This window comes from Alysiella sp., from assembly GCF_030525755.1.
Lineage (GTDB): Bacteria > Pseudomonadota > Gammaproteobacteria > Burkholderiales > Neisseriaceae > Simonsiella.
This window is the reverse complement of sequence record NZ_JAUNEC010000031.1, coordinates 1-20,399: the sequence shown is the minus strand read 5'-3', so window position 1 is coordinate 20,399 and position 20,399 is coordinate 1. Positions and strand designations below refer to the sequence as shown.

The window sequence follows — 20,399 nt, the reverse complement described above, 5'->3', positions numbered from 1 at the left end:
AATTTATTGACGATGATGAATTGGTGGAAATCACGCCCAAATCGATTCGTTTGCGCAAGCGTTATTTGCAAGAGCATGAACGCCGCCGTCAGTATTCTTTGGCAAATAAAGAATAAAGCGGTTTGATGTTTTCAGGTAGTCTGAAAAACATTTTCACTGGAAAAACAAAACCATGGGACAAAAAATCCAATCCGTAAAAGGCATGAACGACCTTCTGCCCACCGAACAAAAAGATTTCAAACTCACATCGGCTTATTGGCAAGCCTTTGAAAACAAAATTCAAAACTGGACACGCCGATTTGATTACAAACAAATCCGCACCCCCATTGTGGAACAAACCAGCCTGTTTGTGCGCTCCATTGGCGAAGAAACCGATGTGGTTGGCAAAGAAATGTACACCTTTGCCGACAGCAACGACACATTGAGCCTTACCCTGCGTCCCGAAGGCACGGCAAGCTGCCTGCGCGCGGTGGTGGAACACAACCTGCTGCACGAAGCCCCACGCAAATTGTGGTACATGGGTGCCATGTTTCGCCGCGAACGCCCACAAAAAGGGCGTTACCGCCAATTTCATCAAGTGGGCGTGGAAGCACTCGGGTTTGCCGACCCCGATATTGACGCAGAAATGGTGGCAATGTGTGCCGATTTGTGGCGCGAATTGGGCATTTTGCAACATTTAACTTTGGAAATCAACAGCTTGGGTAGCCGTGAAGAACGTGCCGCACACCGTGCCGCTTTGGTCGCTTATCTGACTGAATTTGAAGATAAATTGGACGAAGACAGCAAACGCCGTCTCCACACCAACCCATTGCGCGTTTTGGACACGAAAAATCCAGATTTGCAAGAAATTTGCAACAATGCGCCGCGTTTGGTTGATTATTTGGGCGAAGATTCCAAAAAACATTACCAAACGTTTAAAGATTTGCTCACGGGTTTGGGCATTGATTTTGTGGAAAATCCACGTTTGGTACGCGGTTTGGACTACTACAACCACACCGTTTTTGAGTGGACAACCGACAAATTGGGCGCACAAGCCACAGTATGCGGTGGCGGTCGCTACGATGGTTTGATTGAAGAATTGGGCGGCAAACCCACGCCCTCCATTGGTTTTGCGATGGGCATTGAGCGTTTGTTGCTGTTGGTACGCGAACATGGCAGCCTACAAGTGGCGGATTCCCCTGATGTTTTCATTATGCAACAGGGCGATGGCTCAACTTTGCAAGCGATGAAATACGCCCAAATTTTGCGCGAAAACGGTTTTGACGTGGCGCAATTTTCAGGCAGCACCAAATTGAAAAATCAATTCAAACGTGCCGACCAATCGGGCGCACAATTTGCCTTGATTATTGCCGAAAGTGAATTGGCAAATCAAGAAGTTACCCTTAAAGACTTGCGTGGCGAGCGTGGGCAAATCACGATTGCTGCCAGCGAGTTGATTGAACAATTAAAAAGATGGGGGAGTTAAAAATGTCTGCACATCATGATGAACTTCAAGATATTGAAAACGCAAAACATTTTTGGAAAAATGGAGGTAAGTGGATTTTCGCATTTTTGCTTATGGCAGCGTTGGTTTATTTAGGTAAAGTGATTTACGATAGCCATATTGAAAGCAAAAATCATGAAGCAGCCACAATTGCATCAGAAATAAAAGGCGATATAAGCAAATTGACCGTGTTGCAACAGCAATTTGCTAACAGTACTGCTGTGGCACAAGCCAGCTTGGAAACAGCTGGACAACTTTTTGTGCAAGGTAAATACGATGATGCAATTGTGGTTTATCGCTGGATATTGGACAACAATAAAACGCCGCTTTTTCAAGCAGCTGCTGCACATAATTTGGCGGTGGTTTTGTTGCAACAGAAAAAATATGATGATGCATTGGCAGCATTAGATATGTCTGTTGAAGCAGATTATCAAGCCGTATTCAATGAAGCTCGCGGCGATATTTTCAGCGCGCAAGGTAAAAAAACAGAAGCATCTGGGGCTTATCAAGCAGCTTTAGATAAGCTGCCTGAAAATGCACCCAATCGTGAATGGTTACAAATGAAAAAAGCGGCTTTGTAAGCAAGTAGGCACACTTGGTTGAAATGTATTTGTTGAATGATGGGCTGTGATAAACAAACATATATGATATTGCTTATTCCGAATAGGGATTTAAATATCCGTATTTAAAGTTAATTCGGTTTTTATTTGACAGATGCAAGGCTTCTTCTCCTGTTTTCAGGCAGCCTGTTTATGTGGGTTGCCTGAATATTTTATGGTATGAACAATTTGGTTGGATTAAATAAGCTGCCTGAACACATTGGGCTTTGAAGTGGTTTGATGAATGATTATGTTGATTATCCGAAACTTAATTCATTGGTTGATTTTATGCATCAGCGCAATTCTGATGTTTATTTGTGTGTTGCCTGCGATGCTGGTGCCACAGGGACCAAATAAAGTGGGGCGACAATGGTCAAAATTGTTGTTGTGGTCTTTGAAAAACATCATTGGTTTGCATTATGAAGTACAAGGAGCCGAGCATATTCCTGCTAAACCGTCTATCATCTGCTCCAAACATCAAAGTGGCTGGGAAACTTTGGCTTTGCAAGAGATTTTTCCATTGCAAGTTTATGTTGCCAAAAAAGAACTTTTTTGGATTCCATTTTTTGGTTGGGGTTTGAAGATTGCCAAGACCATAGGTATAGACCGTAAAGCAGGTATGAAAGCATCGGCACAATTATTGGAACAAGGTCAGGCACGCAAGAATGAAGGTTTCTGGATTACCATTTTCCCCGAAGGTACGCGAGTTCCTGCAGGGCAGCGCGGTAAATATAAACAAGGTGCAGCACGCATGGCAAAAATGTTTGAAATGGATTTGGTGCCTGTGGCACACAACAGTGGTGAATACTGGCCCAAAAATTCATTTTTAAAATATCCTGGCACGATACAAGTTCGCATCGGTTCGCCCATTAAACACGAAAGTGGCAATGAACTTGAACTTACAGTGGCTTGTGAAAATTGGATTGAAGCGCAACAAGCCGAGATTACGGGTTATGGTCCATGTTATTCATTTACTAATCAAAAGGTTGTCTGAAAACATCATGGGCATTGTTTTGTACCACATTGGCGAGAAAATCATTGTTTTGCACATGACACGACGTACCAAAAAAAACATCATTTTGCGTCCACGCGATGCTGGCAGTATATATGTGGGTGTGCCAGCTTGGTTGGGGCAACGAGATTTATTGAATTGGTTGGATAAACATCAAAATATTGTATTGAGTGTTTTAAACCGTTCGCCCATGTTTTCACAAAATACCAATCAGCTGCCTGAACGAATTTGGTTTTTAGGTGAACCTTGTGTGGTGGAACAAGCGGCAATCACACAACTGGATTTTGCGCCACAAGAAAAACACATAAGGCTGCCTGAAAACTGGGATTATGTGCGTCAAAATACTGTGTTGCGTCAAGAATTGTTTCAGGCAGCCAAAGTACATTTATTACCTAAATTGGCAAATCATACGGTGCATTTGAATTTAAAACCCGTTGGTATGGCATTAAGTCGCGCCAAAACTTTTTGGGGCGTGTGTCGTTCACGCACAGGTATCCGTTTGAATTGGAGATTGATTGGTGCACCAAATTGGGTGCAAGATTATGTTTGTATTCATGAATTATGCCATTTGCTACACCCAAATCACAGTCCTGCATTTTGGGCGGTTGTTAATCAAGCGACACCACATACCCAAGCAGCAAAAAATTGGTTAAAAGCATACGGCAAAGAATTGTTTGTACTTGGATAAATTTTTTCAAAACTAAATGTGATAGGATAACTTTTTGTGTGGCTTTAATTTAAAATTTCATCTTTTTTCAGGCTGCTTGAAAAACCATTTTGTTATTGTGTTAAAAATATTTTTAGGAAATCTAATGTACCCACACCATATCAAATTACTCGTTTTATCATTGATGATTGCATTGGGCGTAACATCATGTAGTCAAAATGAAAAAAACAATAAACTAGGCAAAACGCCTGAAAAAACCGAGTTTGTAACTGAAGTTAAACCTCCTAAAAGCGATGGTACAGTAGGTATGCTCTTACCTGATTTTACGCAACTTGTGGCGCGTGAAGGTGGGGCGGTAGTCAATATTCAAGCCATGGGTAATGGCACAAGTAGTCATTATTCAGATGATCTGTCGTATGACTTTTTTCGCCGCTTATTTCCCAATCAGCCTGAATTGGGTGAAGAAGACCATGATGCCAATTTTGGTTCTGGTGTGATTGTCAGTCAAGATGGTTATTTATTGACCAATGCTCATGTGGTTAAGAATGCGGCAAATATTAAAGTTATGTTGAATGATAAACGTGAGTATCCTGCAAAATTAATTGGTTCAGATGAGAAATCAGACATTGCAGTTTTGAAAATTGATGCGGAAAACCTGCCTGTTGCCAAAATTGGTAATGCCAATGAACTGAAATCGGGCGAATGGGTGGCGGCGATTGGTGCACCATTTGGTTTTGATAATAGTGTAACCGCAGGTATTGTTTCTGCCAAAAATCGTACTTTACCAGGGGAAAATTACACCCCCTTTATTCAAACTGATGTGGCAATCAATCCTGGTAATTCAGGTGGACCCTTATACAATTTAAAAGGGGAAGTAGTTGGTATCAATTCACAAATTTATAGCCGAAGCGGTGGCTTTATGGGTATCTCATTTGCCATTCCGATTGATGTAGCGGTTAAAGTGGCAGAACAATTGAAAACCACAGGTAAAGTTCAGCGAGGGCAACTGGGTGTGGTTATTCAAGAAGTCAGCTACGATTTGGCACAATCTTTTGGTTTGGATAAACCCATAGGTGCCTTGGTAGCACGCGTGGTTTCAGGCAGCCCTGCGGAGAAAGCAGGTTTACAAGTGGGCGACATCATTCGCAGTGTTAATGGCGAAGAGGTGCGTTCGTCTAGTGATTTGCCAATGACCATCGGTGCATTGGCACCAGGTGAAGCCATTAGATTGGGTATTTGGCGCAAAGGTAAAGAAATGGAAACCCAAGTGGTGTTGGGTTCGGCTGATGCCATTCAAGAAATGCGCCAGACTGATGAAGCAGCGCGTTATTTGAACAATAACACACATTTTGAAGTGCCTGTGGCAGGTTTATGGTTGGCAATGCAAGAAAATGGTCTCAATCAACGCTTGATTGTGTTGCGCGCCGAAGGTGCAGCGAGACGAGCAGGGATGCGGCGTGGTGATGTGATTATACAGGTGGGCAATCAGCAAGTTGTTTCTCAAGAAACGTTTGAACAGGCTTTGCAGCAATCAGGTAAGCAAGTTCCCATTTTGATTGAGCGGGGTAATAGCACCGTTTATTTGGCTTTGATTTTGCCTTAATCTTATGGTTGTTTTAAATTAACACAGATAAATACAACGAGGCTGCCTGAAAGACCGATATTCATCTTTCAGGCAGCCTTTTTGTTTGATACATTTATTTTATGATTTGTGAAACCATTTGGCACGTACGATTTCCACTAACATGGGCAATACCGAAATCACAATAATGGCAATGACTACGGCACCAAAATGTTGTTTGACCCAAGGGTGATTGCCAAAAAAATGACCCAAATAAGTGAGCGATAAGACCCAAGCAAATGCGCCAATGATGTTGTAACGAATAAAACGTGCGTAATCCATTTTACCCATACCTGCAACAAAAGGGGCAAACGTGCGTACAATCGGCACAAATCGCGCCAAAATAATGGTTTTGCCACCATACTTGGCATAAAAAGCATGGGTTTTATCCAAATATTCGCGTTTGAAAATTTTTGAATCAGGATTGGCAAACAGTTTTGTGCCAAAATATTTGCCAATCGCAAAATTCAGGGCATCACCAATAATGGCAGCAATCAATAATAAAGCAACCATCATGTGTACATTTAATGCATCGTTTGAAACGGCTGCTACTGCACCTGCGGCAAACAGCAATGAGTCACCTGGTAAAAAAGGGGTTACGACTAAACCTGTTTCGCAAAAAACAATCAAAAAAAGTATGCCATACAGCCAAGTACCGTGAGTGGCAGTCAAAGCAGCCAAATGTTGGTCAATGTGTCGGATAAAGTCAATTAAATCCAAAATCATGTTTTCTATTCCATTTTAAGAATGTGTGCGTTGTCGCATTTGTTCAAATAGGCAGACTGTGGCAGCCATGGCGATATTGAGTGATTCCGTTTGTCCCAGCATGGGAATGTGTACTGTGGAATCGGCGCACTCAATCAAATCAGTAGCCACGCCGCTGCCTTCATTGCCAAACAACCATGCGGCAGGTGAACGTAAATCCAAGTGATACAAATTTTGTGGATTTTTACCTGTTAGCGCAGTGGCATAAATGGCATGGGTGTAATTGGCGTGCCATGCATTTAAATCAACTCGTTCACAAATGGACAACAAAAAATGCGCCCCCATGCCTGCACGCAAAACTTTGGGCGACCATGCATCGGCACAACCTTTGCCTAAAATCACTTGCTTGATGCCTGCTGCTGTGGCACTGCGTAAAACCGTCCCCATATTGCCTGGGTCTTGTACGCGGTCAAGCACCACACAATCGCCTGTGGTAAATGGGGTGTGTTTTTCAGGCAGCTTGATGATGGCGGTAATCTCATCTGCATTGCTTAAACTGCTGATTTTATTCAGTGCATCATCGGCAGTTATCACACAAATTTGTTCGGGCAGCCTGTGTTTTAGGGCTTGAATTTCGGGTTTGTTTAAGCGATGTTGGGGTATGAACACGGTTTCGGGTGTGTTGCCGCTATTGAGCCACGATACCAATAGATGTGTTCCTTCTAAAACTGCTTGTTTTTGTTCGCGGCGGTATTTGCTGTTGCTTAACAGTTTTGCCAAATGTTTAATTTGAGGGTTTTGTGATGATGTGATGGCGGTCATATTTGGCTTTCAGGCTGCCTGAAAAAAGGGTGGTTGAATTAAGCAAAAAAACCCATTTTAACTTGAATCAGTTTTTCCAATTCACGCAGAACACGGCGACGTGCAACAAAAAATACAATGTGGTCGCCATCTTGTAAAATAACTTCGTGTCGCCGTCCCATGATGACTTCATCGCCACGCACAATAGTGGCAATGTGGCAGCCATGTGGCCATTTGATTTCATCGACGCGGCGACCAACTAATGAAGAGGTGCTTTTGTCGCCGTGTACAATAACTTCAATGGCTTCAGCAGTACCGTGTCGCAATGGGTAAACCGCTGCGATGTCGCCACGCCGAATGTGGGCAAGTACGCTGCCAATGGTAATGTGATGAGGTGAAACCACAATGTCAATTTGATTGCCAGTAAGTAAATCCACATAACGGGCGCGGTTAATCAGGCTGATGACCCTTTTTGCGCCCAAGTTTTTTGCCAACAAGCCTGCCATGATGTTGTTTTCATCGTCATTGGTAATCGCACAAAATACGTCAATTTCATCAATGTATTCACGCTCTAATAGAGATTCATCGGTAGCTGAACCGTGTAAAATCAGCGTATTGTCCAAATTTTCTGCCAGCCATTCGGCACGATTAGGATTGTTTTCTATGATTTTGATGTTGAATTTGTTTTCCAATTGTTTGGCAAGGCGATAACCGATGTTGCCACCACCTGCAATCATGACACGGTGGTTGTTTTGTTTAAAGTCAAACAGTACGTACATTACGGAAGACATATGTGCGGCATCTACGGCAAAACAAATTTCATCGCCTTCCTCAATTTGGGTGTCGGGAGTAGGTACAATTAGACGTGTGTTGCGGTAAATGGCGCAAATTTGACAATCGCTGGTTTCAGGCAGCATCATGCCAACATTGAGTGGCGTTTGTCCTACTATCCAGTCGCCTTCTTTGGCTTGAGCGATGACCATACGGACTTTTTCATGGGCAAAAGGCAAAACTTGTAGGGCGCGTACATAGTTCAGTAAACCAGCCAAATGTTGTGTAACCAGTTGTTCGGGGTGTATGGAATCGGTAACGGCAAAGGCATTTAGGCTGCCTGAAAGATGATGTTCTTCATCTTGTTTGTGTTGTTGCGTCATGCCGTATTCCAAATAGTCTGATGAACGGACACGGGCGATTCGCTGTGGAATATTGAATAAATCCGCAGCCAAACGACATGCGGCCAAATTGGTTTCATCGCTGCGCGTTAATGCCAATAACATATCGGTATCGTGTGCGCCTGCGCGTTCCAGCATCACGGGCGAAGCACCATTGCCTGTTAGGGTTTGCACGTCTAAACGACCATTGATGCTTTGCAAAGCATTTTCATTGGTATCAATAATGGTTACATCGTGGTTGGGCATGGAGGCTAACTCTTGAGCGATGGTTGAGCCAACTTGTCCACTACCTAAAATCAGGATTTTCACGGTTTAAAGGCTGCCTGAAAGAAAATATGCATTATAGCGTTTTTTCTTTCAGGCAGCCTGTATTTCATGTGTGTGATTTAACGGCGTGGACCTGCCATGCGGTTGATGATTTTTTCCCCTTTGATTTGATGTACGATTGCCATGGCAATGTGTCCTGCCGCCAAAACAAACAATATCCAGCCTAATTTGCCATGTAAAAGATTACCCATTTGGCTCATCCATTGGATTTTTTCAGGGGCTTTGTCCAATACGGTGTAGCCAAATACTTCCATTGCTCCGCGTGCGCTGCCGTATTGGCGTAATACACCTACCAAAGGCACAAGCAACATCACAGCATAAAGTGCCAAATGCCCAATTTTTACAATGAGATTACCATATGGACGGTTTTTAAAGTTTACCGCAGCCCAAACCAAGCGTATGGCACATAAAATCAGCAAGATGAAACCAACCGATTTATGGTAATTCATTAAACTCATGTATTCTTCATTGTAATTCCAAGCGGCAACACTAAACAGCATAAAGGCAAAACCTGCTGCCATGCCCCAATGGAGCAAGCGACTGATGATGCCATAATATTGATGATTGTCTTTCATGGTTGTTCCTTAAATGGTCATTATTGTGATAAAACTGCGCATTATAGGCGAAATTACAGAGTGAAATGGGTAAGAAAAATCAGCGTGGGTAAAGATTTGCAAGTGTCAAAAAAGGGTTTTTGTTTTACCATTGCGTTTATTTTTGATGTTTGATTTGAATTATGTCCCCTTTTTTGAAATATTTAGAAGCCTATTTATTGCGTTTACAACAGTTAAACCGTTCGCCACATACTTTGGCAGCTTATCGCCGTGATTTAATGGAATTGGCACAATGGCTGCCTGAAAACATGATGCCACAAGAAGCTGATTTCACAAAAGCATTTAAATCTTTATCGCAGCGTGGCAACAGCAGCAGCACTTTGGCACGCAAATTGTCGTCTTGGCGACAATATTGTCGCCATCTTCATGATTTAGGTGTGTTGCCAGAAGATGTCTTGATGTGGCTCCGATCACCCAAAAAAGCAGAACGTTTACCTCGTGCTTTGGACAGGGAAGAATTGGTATATATGTTGCAACATCAAGATGATGCTAATGATATGTTGTCTTCGCGTGATGTTGCCATTGTGGAATTGTTGTATGGTAGCGGCTTGCGTTTATCGGAATTGAGTGCTTTAAACTTGGGCGATGTGCATTTTCAGGCAGGTTGGGTTAGTGTACAAGGTAAGGGGCGTAAACAACGCCGTGTACCTTTAACCCAAGTTTCGCTTACCGCTTTACAAACGTATTTGTCGCTGCGTTGCGCTGCACCCAATGAAACCGCGTTGTTTACAGGTAAAACAGGTCGCCGTTTGGGCAACCGTCAAATTGCCAAACGTTTGGCATTATGGGCGCAACAGCAGGGTTCGCGTCATATCAGCCCGCATATGTTGCGACACAGTTATGCCAGCCATCTTTTACAAGCATCGCGTGATTTGCGTGCAGTTCAAGATTTATTGGGACATGAACAGCTTTCTACCACGCAAATTTACACCAAATTGGATATGGATTATTTGGCAGCGGTTTATGATGAAATGCATCCACGTGCACGAAGGAGTGTGGAAAATGACCACGAAACCCTGCAAAAAGATGAATAAACCCATTTATGGCTAACTCATTTTATAGTCAAGTCATTTAAAAACAATACAATTGTATGGTGTAATAAGTTGCACCATATATTGAGTTTTCAGGCAGCCTTAACAATGCACGAAGAACGTGAAAAGGCTGCCTGAAAACCATTGTGTGTGTTGCAGGCAGCCTGATTTTAGCGTTTGGGGTCGTTGGGGCGCAAAGTGGGAATGAGTTTATCCAAAATACCATTGATGAATTTATGGCTGTCTGTCCCACCAAAAGTTTTGGTGACTTCAATCGCTTCATTGATGATAACGGCATAGGGTGTTTCGGGCATGGCTTTGAGTTCATGTACTGCCATCAGCAAAATACTTTTTTCAATCGGATTGATGAGTTTTTCATCTCGGTCTAATTCAGGGCGAATCAGCTGCATATAATCAATTTGGTTTTCCAAGACACCAAAGAAAATGTGGGTAAACAATTCATCATGGGCATTTTTAAAATCGCTGTGCTCACGGGTTTGGGTAGCTATTTCATGTGTGGGACGTTTGTTTAATGCAGTTTGATAGAGGGCTTGTACGGCAAACTCTCGTGCACGGCGACGTGGTGATTTTTTAGGGTGTTTTTCATTCATGATGCGACTTTCTTGTAAATAAATCCTGGGTTTCAGGCAGCCTGCTTGATGATGTGGCTGCCTGAAATGTGTTATACCATTTCGTTTAAGGCATTAATTAAATTGGCAAGTTCTACTGCTACAATCGCTGCATCTTCGGCTTTTTCACGAATGCGGACATGAGCTTGTTCATCGTTTTCGGTTGTGAGAATGGCGTTGGCAATTGGAATATTGAAATCCAAACCAATGCGTGTGATGCCTGCGCCTGATTCATTGGCAACAAGTTCAAAATGATAGGTTTCACCGCGTATGACTGCACCTAGTGCAATCAAAGCATCGAAGTTTTCGCTGGTAGCCATATTTTGTAATACAAGTGGCACTTCCAAAGCACCTGGAACAGTAGCCAGTGTGATGTCTTCATCAGACACGCCCAAAGTGTGTAATTTTTGGCGCACTACGTCCAGCATGGCACTACCAATTTCATTGGAAAAACGGGCTTGTACAATGCCAATTTTCAGCTGTTTGCCATTGTGGTTAGGTGAAATGATGTTCATGGTTTTCACTTTCTAATGGTTAATTAAACTATCCAAAGTTTTCAGGTCACTTTTAGAACCTGTATTCATAAGATTGATGGCTTGATTCGATGGTCAATTCTTGCGAATACAAGGCGGATTTTCATGCCAATATTGAACATATTGTCGTGAAAAGCCAACACAGTAGGCGCATGAAGTGGCGATAAAAGCAAGCTATTGAGATTGTGAGTGCAGGTTCTTAATCTTTGGGTTGCCAATCAGCAACAGGTATAAAATCAGCGGCTTCATTATTCCATTCCCATGCGCCTTGTGTTTCGTGAACGATGCGACTGAATGCACTTTGTTTTTCTAAAACCGCAGACAAAGGCACAATGTGAAAATGGTCGGGATTATCTGTAAATTCATCGCTTTCGTTACCGCTGAAAAAACGCCAACCGCTGTCATTATCAAAAACAGGTGCTTCGCGATAGGCGAAACCAATGGGGTGTTTTTGTTCGGTAATTTCGGTGCTGGCAATGGCGTATTGCAATGCCGAAGTTAAGGCTTGTGCAAAAGTAGGGGACATAAATCGGAATTTCCATTTTTAAGATGAGTAATCAGGCTGTCTGAAAGGGTAGAACAGCAATGCCACTATTGCCCAGTTTCATTGCCAATTCTTGGGCTGTACCGTGTTTGCCAATCGGATAATTGGGAGCGATTTGTGATAAGGGCAACATCACAAAACTGCGCTCATGTGCGCGAGGGTGGGGTAGAATTAAGTTGGGACTATCCAAACATTGATGATTGAAATCAATGATGTCCAAATCCAAAGTGCGTGGTGCATTGCGGAATGTACGCACACGACCAAATTCATTTTCAATTTCTTGAAGTTTTGATAAGAATTGCACAGGTGTCATGCTTTTTTGAATGTGCAATACTGCAACCGCATTCACAAAATCAGGCTGTTCTGCATAACCAAAGGGCTTGCTTAAATACAAGGGCGATAAAGTTAAGGACAGAATTTCAGGCAGTGAAGCCACAGCTTGTGCGGCTTTTTCTACCTGTTGAGCAGGGTTTGCCAAATTGCTGCCAAAAGCAATCACAGCAGTATGAAATTCAGACATCTTTAACACTTTCAGGCAGCTTAACGATTTTGTTTCATCAAACGTTGTTTCTCACGTTTCCAATCGGCTTCTTTGGACGCATCACGTTTATCGTGTAATTTTTTGCCCTTTGCTAAACCGATTTCTGCCTTGATGCGACCTTTATGGTAGTGCAAATTCAATGGCACAATGGTGTAGCCTGCTCGTTCGGTTTTACCAATCAATTTGTTGATTTCACGTTGGTTGAGCAATAATTTTCTGGGTTGAGTGGGGTTGGGTTTGACATGGGTTGATGCCGTTGGCAATGCCGTAATGTGGCAGCCAAGTAAATAAAAAGCATCTTTGCGCCAATAGATATAGCTTTCTTTAAGTTGTACGCGTCCAGCACGGATGGCTTTGACTTCCCAGCCTTCCAGTACCAAACCTGCCTGAATTTGCTCTTCAATAAAATAATCATGAAAAGCCTTACGATTATTGATGATGGACATGATGTTTTTGTGTTTTCCTTGCAACTCGTTTTATTTTAGCAGAATTCACGGTTAGGCTGCCTGAAAAATAGGGTTAATGTGCCATGAACACAATCAATTTATTCAGCTCATGGTTTGAATAATCAGGTTTTCTTTATGAATTTATTTCAATTTCTGTCTTGACGGAAATAATTAGACTTCTTACAATTCAAAATAATATTTGTCAGACAAATAAATTGGGATTATTTTTGTCTGAAAAAATTTCACGCTATAAGAATAAATTTTATCGAGAACAGAATGAAATTGAATCCAACTACCGAAAAATTTGTATTACATTGGGGCGAAATGGGTACAAAATGGGGAGTGAACCGCACCATTTCACAAATTCATGCTTTATTGTACATCATTGGTCGTCCCATGAATGCCGATGAAATTGTTGAAACTTTAGATATCGCACGTTCTAACGTTTCAACCAGCATTAAAGAATTACAAGGTTTGGAGTTGGTACAAACGGTACACATTTTAGGCGATAGACGTGATCATTTTGCTACTTCTGATGATGTATGGACACTGTTTCGCACTATTGTGGAAGTGCGTCAGCGTCGCGAAATTGAACCTACTGTGCGTTTTTTGAATGAGCTGATTCAAAGTCCAGAATTCCAATTTGAAAACGAAATTGTTAAGCAACGTATTGTTCAAACACATGACTTTGTTTCTACATTAACCATTTGGGCAAATGAAATGTTGAAATTACCCACAACAACAATGACTAAAATTTTAAAAATTGGTGCAGGAATACAAAAATTTTTCCAATAACCGCACATTAATTCAAGCTGCCTGAAATTATCATGGTTTTGTTACGGTGTGCATGATGATTTCAGGCAGCTTGTTTATGACCGTGTGGATTTAACTGCGGTAATCGGCATTGATGGACACATATTCTTGTGTTAAATCACAAGTATAAATTGTGATTTCATGCTCACCTGTACGTAAATCAATCAAAACATCAATTTCATCTTGTTGCATGACTGCCTGTCCTTGTTCTTCAGTATAACTTTCAGCACGTCCTCCCTTTTCTGCAACTAATACATTACCTAAATACAATTTCAAAGCATCAATTTCAATATTTGCACCTGAATAACCAATAGCAGCCAAAATGCGTCCTAAATTGGGGTCGCTGGCAGAGAAAGCGGTTTTAACCAAGGGGGAATGGGCAATGGCATAAGCCACTTTACGCGCATCTTCACGGCTGTTGGCGTGCATCACACGAATGGTAATGAATTTACTTGCACCTTCGCCATCTCGCACAATTGCTTGAGCCAGTTCTAGTGCGGTTTCCAATAACAGTTGTTTCACTTGTGTGTAACGCGGGTCGGCAAGATTATCAATTTCATTTTGACCACAACGTCCTGTGGCAATGATGACAAAACTGTCATTGGTGCTGGTGTCGCCATCTACGGTAATGCAGTTAAATGTTGCATTGACAATTTCTTCTGTCATTTGCTGTAAAACAGGTTGTGCAATACAAGCATCGGTGGCAATAAATCCCAGCATGGTTGCCATATTGGGACAAATCATGCCTGCACCTTTGGCAATACCTGTTACTTTAACCATATGATGATTACCGATTTGACCGCTACGATGTGCTGCTTTGGGTACAGTATCGGTAGTCATAATGGCATGCGCAGCTTCTGCCCAATTTGAAGCTTGAATGTGGGGTAGGGCTGCCGTGATTTTTTCAATTGGCAAAGGTTCTAAAATCACACCTGTGGAAAAAGGCATCACTTGATTGGGTAAGCAATTCAGTTGTTCAGCAGTAGCTTGACACATTTGTAAGGCGTGTTCCCGTCCTTTTGCACCTGTGCCTGCATTGGCATTACCTGTATTGATGATGAGTGCACGCACACCACCGGCATCAAAAAGATGTTTGCGTGCAATGTGAACAGGAGCAGCACAAAAACGATTTTGTGTAAATACCGCGCCTACGGTGCATTCGGGGTTTAACGCGATTAAGGTCAAGTCGGTGTGGTGATTTTTTTTGATACCTGCTTGGGCAGTATAAATTTCCACGCCATCAATGGCAGGCAGTTGATCTGGAGTTTTGGCAATTAAATTAACGGGCATGATGGTCTCCCATAAAAAAAATCAACAATAAGGCTGCCTGAAACAAAGTTCAATGCAGATGACAGATTAGAAATTGAGTTTGTGATTTCAGCAATCTTGCTTGCCGTAAGTTTCGCTGCGGAGCAAATCGCGTACGGCTTGCTCAAATTGTTGCAAGGTGCTTTGTGCGTGTTGGGCGTTGTCGCCTTTCACGTCCAGATACAGCTTGATTTTCGGCTCGGTGCCAGATGGTCGGATAATCAGGCGGCTGCCGTTGTTCAAATGGTAAACCAAGATGTTGTTGGGTTCTGTGCCATTCATGTAATCTTTTGACTGGACAACCGCATTTTCGCCAATTTGGGCGGGTGGATTTTGGCGGAATGCGTCTGTTAGTTTGCCAATGTCTGCCAAATCATTGACGCGCAAGGAAATTTGGCTGCTGGCGTATGCGCCAAATTCTTGTGTAAAATCATTCAGATAATCTTGAATGCTTTTGCCTTGTGCTTTCAGGCTGCGTACCAAATCCACAAAAACCACGGCGGCGGAAATGCCGTCTTTGTCGCCCACTTTTTGTGGGTCTACCAAATAGCCCAAGGCTTCTTCAAAGCCGAACACCAAATTGGGGACTTTGGCGATGTATTTGAAACCCGTCAGCGTTTCTTCGTTGGCGAAACCGCATTTTTGCGCGATGTTTGCCAAAGCAGGCGAGGATACCAGGGAACACGCCAAAGTACCTGATTTTTCAGGGCGATTTTTGGCAATGTGCCATGCCAGCATACAGCCCACCACGTTGCCATGCAGGGGTTTCCATTCGCCCTGTTCGTTGGGAATGGCAACGGCTAAACGGTCGGCATCGGGGTCGTTGGCGATGATGAATTCGGCATTTTTTTCTTTTGCCAATGCGATTGCCAAATCCAACGCGCCTTTTTCTTCGGGATTGGGAAAGGCAACGGTGCTGAATTTGGGGTCGGGTTCGGCTTGCGTGACCACAATGTGGGGCAGGGGCAAATTGGCTGCCTGAAAGGTTTTGAGCAAGGTTTCTTTGCCCACGCCGTGCATGGCGGTGTACACATAATTCAAATCGCAGGCTGGTTGAACGGCAAGTTGTGCGGTTTTTTCAATGTATTGATTGATGACTTCTTCACCCAAAATGTCAAAATTGGGGCTACGCGCATAATCGTTGATGTTGATTTGTGCTGCCAAATCAATTTGTTGGGCGATTTGAATATCGGCTGGCGACACGATTTGTCCGCCACCATGTTGTTTGCCCAAATAAACTTTGTAGCCATTGTCATCGGGTGGATTGTGGCTGGCTGTAACCATCACGCCAGCCGTGGTGTTGAAATGGCGAATCGCATAAGCCAACACAGGCGTGGGCAACAAGCGTGGCAAAAGCAGCGTTTTGATGCCTGCACCTGCCATGATTTCAGCCGTGTCTTGTGCGAAGATTTGGGAATTTTTGCGCCCATCGTAGCCAATTACGATGGAGGGTTCGCGGTCGTTTGCCAGCAAATAATTTGCCAGACCTTTGGCGGCTTGGGCAACCAAAACGCGGTTCATGCCCATGCTGCCTGCCTGCAAACGTCCGCGCAAGCCAGCCGTGCCAAATTGTAAGCGGTCGGCAAAACGCGCTGCCAATTCTTTTTCCGCAGCCACATCGCCCGATTGGGCTTGATTGAGCAGATTTTGCAATTCGGTGCGCGTTTCGGTGTCGGGGTCTTGGGCGAGCCAGTTTTGGGCTTTTTTGTGGAGTGAAGTCATGATGGTTTGTCTTTATTTTTAAGAAAAATGAAACAAAAAACTGCTTGAAAATGTGTTTCCAAAAATCTTTTCAGGCAGCCTGTTATGCTCAATATCAATAATAAATTGAGAAATGGCATGAGTCAGGCTGCCTGAAAAGGGTTGTTTAAATTTGGTTGTGTTGTTTTTTTTGTTGGCGTTCTAAACGGCGTTGACGGCGTTTGGTCAAAAGTGCATTTTTGCGTGCCAGTAAACTTTGGCGTTTTCGCCACCACCAGCCAATGATGATGACCACACCAATACCCAATAAGACAAACAATACATTTTGAAAACGGTGTACCTGTCGCATCAGCCAATCTTTATTTTCTGCACCATAACTGCCCAAATAAACCCAAATGGGTACGGAAATCAGGGCGGCAAATCCGTCCATCAGCAGCCATTGCCAAAAGGAAATACGCCCACTCATGCCAGCTGTAAGAAAAATGGGACTGCGTAAACCTGGAAGGAAACGCGCCACAAACAGAACACGGTTGCCATATTGGTCAAATTTTTTTTGTACTTGGGCATAGCGTTTGGGAGGCATCAGTTTCATAATCAATTTGAAACGCAAAATGCGTTCGCCATAATGACGACCGAGTATGAACATCAACCCATCGCCCACCAAAACGCCAGTCATACCTACGGCAAACATGATGTGGACATTGGTGTAGCCCAAGCCTGAAATCACGCCACCTGCAACCAAAGTGATATCTTCTGGAATGGGAATACCGAAGCCACACAAGACCAGTACTAAAAATACAGCGGCGTAACCAAATTGGATAAAAAAAGTTTCAAGTAAGGCAAGCATATTGTTATATCGGTTAATGGGCTGTTGAGTGTTTCAGGCAGCCTTGTCGTTAATCATGATGACTTTAAAAATAAGTTTTTCAGGCAGCTTGATGAATGGCGGCAGCGATTTTTTCAGCACTTGCTTGTGCTAATGTGGCTTGTTCAGCTTCTACCATAACACGGATAACAGGTTCTGTGCCTGATGCACGCAAAACCACGCGACCGCGATTGCCCAATTCGGCTTCCACTTCGTTTAATGCAGCAACCGAAGCAGCTTGCCAATCTTGATCTTTTTGAATGCGAACGTTAATCATGGTTTGTGGGTAAGGCTGCCAATCTACGGCTGTGGTTAAGTCTTCTTTTAAGATTTGCAAAGCGGCCAAAACCTGTAAGGCAGAAATGGTGCCATCTCCTGTATTGTGTTTGTCCATGCACAAAATGTGCCCAGATGCTTCGCCGCCGATGAGCCAACTACGTTGATGAAGTTGCTCTAAGACATAACGGTCGCCCACTTTGGCGCGTGCAAACTCAATACCGCGTGCATTTAAAGCTTTTTCCATTGCCAAATTGCTCATAACCGTACCGACTACACCGCCTTGTAATGTGTTTTGTGTGGCACGGGCTTTGGCAATGATGTAAATCAATTTGTCGCCATCGTAAACCATGCCGTGTCTGTCCACCATGATTAGGCGGTCGCCATCGCCGTCAATCGCAATACCATAATCGGCTTCATTTTGTAAAACGGCTGCCTGCAAAGATTTAACGTGTGTGGCACCTACTTTATCATTGATGTTGAAACCGTTTGGTTGATTGCCAATTTCAATCACATTGGCACCCAACTCATGAAACACTTTGGGCGTGGTGTTGTAACCTGCACCATTGGCGGTATCTACCACAATTTTTAAACCGTATAAATCCAAATGAGTGGGGAAAGTGGATTTGCAAAACTCAATATAGCGGTCTTGTGCGCCTTCAATTCTGCGTGCACGCCCCAATGCCAATGAGGGACGGGTTTGCATTTCTTTGTCTAATTCTGTTTCAATTGCCAATTCCAGCTCATCACTTAATTTCACGCCGCCTTCTGCAAAAAATTTGATGCCATTATCGGAAAATTCGTTATGTGAAGCGGAAATCATCACACCACCAGCCAAACGCATGGCACGGGTTAAATAGGCAATCGCAGGTGTAGGTAATGGACCTGTTTGCAACACATTGATGCCTGCTGCGGTTAAACCAGCTACCAAAGCCGTTTCCAACATATAACCAGAGATACGCGTGTCTTTACCGATGATGACGGTGGGTTTGTGTTCACCATCGTGTTTGACCAGTGCATTACCAAATGCGCAACCCAACTTTAAAACAAAATCAGGCGTAATGGGAAATTGACCGACTTGACCGCGTACACCATCTGTACCGAAATATTTTCTTGCCATGATGTTCAATTGAAATGGATTGATGTGTGATGTCTTATTGTAAAGAAAAAAGCCTACTCGTGCCATGATTGCAACTGATTTTTACGGATTTTAGCGCAAAGGTTTTCAGGCTGCCTGAAAAACAATGAACTTTATTTGCGTTTGGACGTGGTAATTTCAAGTTAAATCAAGTAAAATTTCTGTGCTGCTTGAAAAGGCACAAACGTTTTGACAAATGGTTTTCATCATTCATTTATTTTTAGGAGCAAACATGTTCTCAAAAAGCGTTACCATTGAAAAATACGACCCCGAATTAGCCGCCGCGATTGCTGCCGAAGTACAACGCCAGCAAGACCACATTGAGCTGATTGCGTCTGAAAACTATGTAAGCTGTGCCGTGATGGAAGCACAAGGCAGCCAACTGACCAACAAATACGCCGAAGGCTACCCCAGCAAACGCTATTATGGCGGCTGTGAACACGTTGATGTGGCAGAACAACTGGCGATTGACCGCGTGAAAAAACTGTTTGGCGCAGAATACGCCAACGTGCAACCGCATTCAGGCAGCCAAGCCAACCAAGCGGTGTACGCAGCCGTGTTGAAACCCGGCGATACGATTTTGGGCATGAGCTTGGCACATGGCGGACACTTGACACACGGTGCCAGCGTGAACATTTCAGGCAAATTGTACAACGCCATCACTTACGGTTTGGACGAAAACGAAGTGCTGAACTATGCCGAAGTAGAACGTTTGGCTTTGGAACACAAGCCGAAAATGATTGTGGCAGGCGCGTCTGCCTATGCCTTGCAAATTGATTGGGCGAAATTCCGCGAAATTGCCGACAAAGTGGGCGCGTATTTGTTTGTGGACATGGCGCATTATGCGGGTTTGGTGGCAGGTGGCGAATACCCCAATCCTGTGCCATTTGCCGATTTTGTGACCACCACCACACACAAAACGTTGCGTGGACCTCGCGGTGGCGTGATTTTGTGCCGCGACAATACGCATGAAAAGATTTTGAATTCAACCATTTTCCCAAGTTTGCAAGGTGGCCCACTCATGCACGTGATTGCGGCAAAAGCGGTGGCATTCAAAGAAGCCCTTGAACCTGAATTCAAACAATACGCCAAACAAGTGAAAATCAACGCGGCGGCAATGGCAGAAGAATTGGTAAAACGCGGTTTACGCATTGTGTCGGGTCGCACCGAAAGCCATTTGTTTTTGGTGGATTTGCGCCCGAAAAACATCACGGGCAAGGCGGCAGAAGAAGCGTTGGGCAAAGCACACATCACCATCAACAAAAACGCCATTCCCAACGACCCTGAAAAACCGTTTGTAACCAGTGGCATTCGCGTGGGTGCGTCTGCGATTACTTCGCGCGGTTTTGATGAAGCCGATGCGCGTGAATTGGCAAATTTGGTGGCAGACGTGTTGGAAAACCCCAACGATGAAACCGTGTTGGCGCAAGTGGCAGAAAAAGCCAAAGCCTTGTGCGACAAACGTCCTGTTTATGGTACGTAATGATTGATTTTTTTAATTGAAAAATCGCATTCAGGCAGCCTGAAAAGTGGCAATTTCGCTTTTCAGGCTGCCTTTCAGTACACGACAAAA

22 protein-coding genes are annotated in these 20,399 nt (G+C 43.6%); 9 read left to right on the top strand and 13 right to left on the bottom strand.

All coding sequences use genetic code 11. From position 1 onward, the window contains the following. The 6 genes from Q4B82_RS09535 to Q4B82_RS06590 form a co-directional block, all read left to right on the top strand. Positions 1-116, top strand: a 116-nt coding sequence (locus tag Q4B82_RS09535; protein ID WP_368501341.1) for a hypothetical protein, incomplete at its 5' end; no start/stop codon positions are given. 56 nt (positions 117-172) lie between these two features. Beyond that, positions 173-1,465: a histidine--tRNA ligase gene (gene hisS, locus Q4B82_RS06610; RefSeq protein WP_303065648.1), complete on the top strand. Its 1,293-nt coding sequence runs from the start codon at positions 173-175 to the stop codon at positions 1,463-1,465. A gap of 2 nt (positions 1,466-1,467) precedes the next feature. Next, positions 1,468-2,064, top strand: a complete 597-nt coding sequence (locus Q4B82_RS06605; protein ID WP_303065646.1) for a tetratricopeptide repeat protein — start codon at positions 1,468-1,470, stop codon at positions 2,062-2,064. A 268-nt stretch (positions 2,065-2,332) separates the two neighbouring features. Beyond that, positions 2,333-3,076, top strand: coding sequence for a 1-acyl-sn-glycerol-3-phosphate acyltransferase (locus Q4B82_RS06600; RefSeq protein ID WP_303065645.1), 744 nt, complete (start codon positions 2,333-2,335; stop codon positions 3,074-3,076). 7 nt (positions 3,077-3,083) lie between these two features. Continuing rightward, on the top strand, positions 3,084-3,782 hold the full coding sequence (locus tag Q4B82_RS06595) for a M48 family metallopeptidase (RefSeq protein ID WP_303065643.1): 699 nt from the start codon (positions 3,084-3,086) through the stop codon (positions 3,780-3,782). Positions 3,783-3,906: 124 nt separating this feature from the next. Next, positions 3,907-5,364 (top strand): DegQ family serine endoprotease, encoded by a 1,458-nt coding sequence (locus Q4B82_RS06590; RefSeq protein WP_303065642.1) that lies wholly within the window; start codon positions 3,907-3,909, stop codon positions 5,362-5,364. Between the two features lie 99 nt (positions 5,365-5,463). Here Q4B82_RS06590 and Q4B82_RS06585 read toward each other — a convergent pair whose 3' ends face one another. The 4 genes from Q4B82_RS06585 to Q4B82_RS06570 all read right to left on the bottom strand — a co-directional run bounded on the left by Q4B82_RS06585 (position 5,464) and on the right by Q4B82_RS06570 (position 8,962). Then, positions 5,464-6,108, bottom strand: a complete 645-nt coding sequence (locus tag Q4B82_RS06585; RefSeq protein ID WP_303065641.1) for a DedA family protein — start codon at positions 6,106-6,108, stop codon at positions 5,464-5,466. A 15-nt stretch (positions 6,109-6,123) separates the two neighbouring features. Beyond that, positions 6,124-6,909 (bottom strand): RNA methyltransferase, encoded by a 786-nt coding sequence (locus Q4B82_RS06580; RefSeq protein ID WP_303065640.1) that lies wholly within the window; start codon positions 6,907-6,909, stop codon positions 6,124-6,126. A gap of 38 nt (positions 6,910-6,947) precedes the next feature. Continuing rightward, positions 6,948-8,369: a Trk system potassium transporter TrkA gene (trkA, locus tag Q4B82_RS06575; protein WP_303065639.1), complete on the bottom strand. Its 1,422-nt coding sequence runs from the start codon at positions 8,367-8,369 to the stop codon at positions 6,948-6,950. Between the two features lie 77 nt (positions 8,370-8,446). Further along, entirely contained in the window at positions 8,447-8,962 is a 516-nt protein-coding gene (locus Q4B82_RS06570) for a cytochrome b (protein WP_303065638.1), read from the bottom strand. Positions 8,963-9,123: 161 nt separating this feature from the next. On the opposite strand from Q4B82_RS06570, the gene Q4B82_RS06565 reads away from it, so the two are divergent. Next, positions 9,124-10,035 (top strand): tyrosine-type recombinase/integrase, encoded by a 912-nt coding sequence (locus Q4B82_RS06565; RefSeq protein WP_303065637.1) that lies wholly within the window; start codon positions 9,124-9,126, stop codon positions 10,033-10,035. Between the two features lie 167 nt (positions 10,036-10,202). On the opposite strand, the gene nusB is transcribed toward Q4B82_RS06565, so the two are convergent. From nusB to smpB, 5 genes are all read right to left on the bottom strand, one after another. Then, positions 10,203-10,643: a transcription antitermination factor NusB gene (nusB, locus tag Q4B82_RS06560; RefSeq protein WP_303065636.1), complete on the bottom strand. Its 441-nt coding sequence runs from the start codon at positions 10,641-10,643 to the stop codon at positions 10,203-10,205. A 71-nt stretch (positions 10,644-10,714) separates the two neighbouring features. Next, complete coding sequence (gene ribH / locus Q4B82_RS06555) at positions 10,715-11,176, bottom strand: 6,7-dimethyl-8-ribityllumazine synthase (RefSeq protein ID WP_303065635.1); 462 nt, start codon at positions 11,174-11,176, stop codon at positions 10,715-10,717. Between the two features lie 217 nt (positions 11,177-11,393). Next, positions 11,394-11,720: a DUF2185 domain-containing protein gene (locus Q4B82_RS06550; RefSeq protein ID WP_303065634.1), complete on the bottom strand. Its 327-nt coding sequence runs from the start codon at positions 11,718-11,720 to the stop codon at positions 11,394-11,396. A gap of 31 nt (positions 11,721-11,751) precedes the next feature. Further along, positions 11,752-12,258 (bottom strand): 2-amino-4-hydroxy-6-hydroxymethyldihydropteridine diphosphokinase, encoded by a 507-nt coding sequence (gene folK / locus Q4B82_RS06545; RefSeq protein WP_303065633.1) that lies wholly within the window; start codon positions 12,256-12,258, stop codon positions 11,752-11,754. Between the two features lie 20 nt (positions 12,259-12,278). Continuing rightward, complete coding sequence (smpB, locus tag Q4B82_RS06540) at positions 12,279-12,728, bottom strand: SsrA-binding protein SmpB (protein WP_303065649.1); 450 nt, start codon at positions 12,726-12,728, stop codon at positions 12,279-12,281. 273 nt (positions 12,729-13,001) lie between these two features. On the opposite strand from smpB, the gene Q4B82_RS06535 reads away from it, so the two are divergent. Continuing rightward, the gene (locus tag Q4B82_RS06535; protein ID WP_303065632.1) at positions 13,002-13,520 is read left to right on the top strand and encodes a GbsR/MarR family transcriptional regulator; all 519 of its coding nucleotides are present in this window, start codon (positions 13,002-13,004) and stop codon (positions 13,518-13,520) included. 90 nt (positions 13,521-13,610) lie between these two features. On the opposite strand, the gene argJ is transcribed toward Q4B82_RS06535, so the two are convergent. The 4 genes from argJ to glmM form a co-directional block, all read right to left on the bottom strand. After that, positions 13,611-14,828: a bifunctional glutamate N-acetyltransferase/amino-acid acetyltransferase ArgJ gene (gene argJ / locus Q4B82_RS06530; protein WP_303065631.1), complete on the bottom strand. Its 1,218-nt coding sequence runs from the start codon at positions 14,826-14,828 to the stop codon at positions 13,611-13,613. 87 nt (positions 14,829-14,915) lie between these two features. Then, positions 14,916-16,568, bottom strand: a complete 1,653-nt coding sequence (locus Q4B82_RS06525) for a phospho-sugar mutase (RefSeq protein ID WP_303065630.1) — start codon at positions 16,566-16,568, stop codon at positions 14,916-14,918. A gap of 145 nt (positions 16,569-16,713) precedes the next feature. Further along, entirely contained in the window at positions 16,714-17,394 is a 681-nt protein-coding gene (locus tag Q4B82_RS06520) for a DedA family protein (RefSeq protein ID WP_303065629.1), read from the bottom strand. Between the two features lie 79 nt (positions 17,395-17,473). Then, positions 17,474-18,808, bottom strand: coding sequence for a phosphoglucosamine mutase (glmM, locus tag Q4B82_RS06515; RefSeq protein WP_303065628.1), 1,335 nt, complete (start codon positions 18,806-18,808; stop codon positions 17,474-17,476). 250 nt (positions 18,809-19,058) lie between these two features. On the opposite strand from glmM, the gene glyA reads away from it, so the two are divergent. Beyond that, entirely contained in the window at positions 19,059-20,309 is a 1,251-nt protein-coding gene (gene glyA, locus Q4B82_RS06510; RefSeq protein WP_303065627.1) for a serine hydroxymethyltransferase, read from the top strand. Positions 20,310-20,399 lie beyond the last annotated feature (90 nt).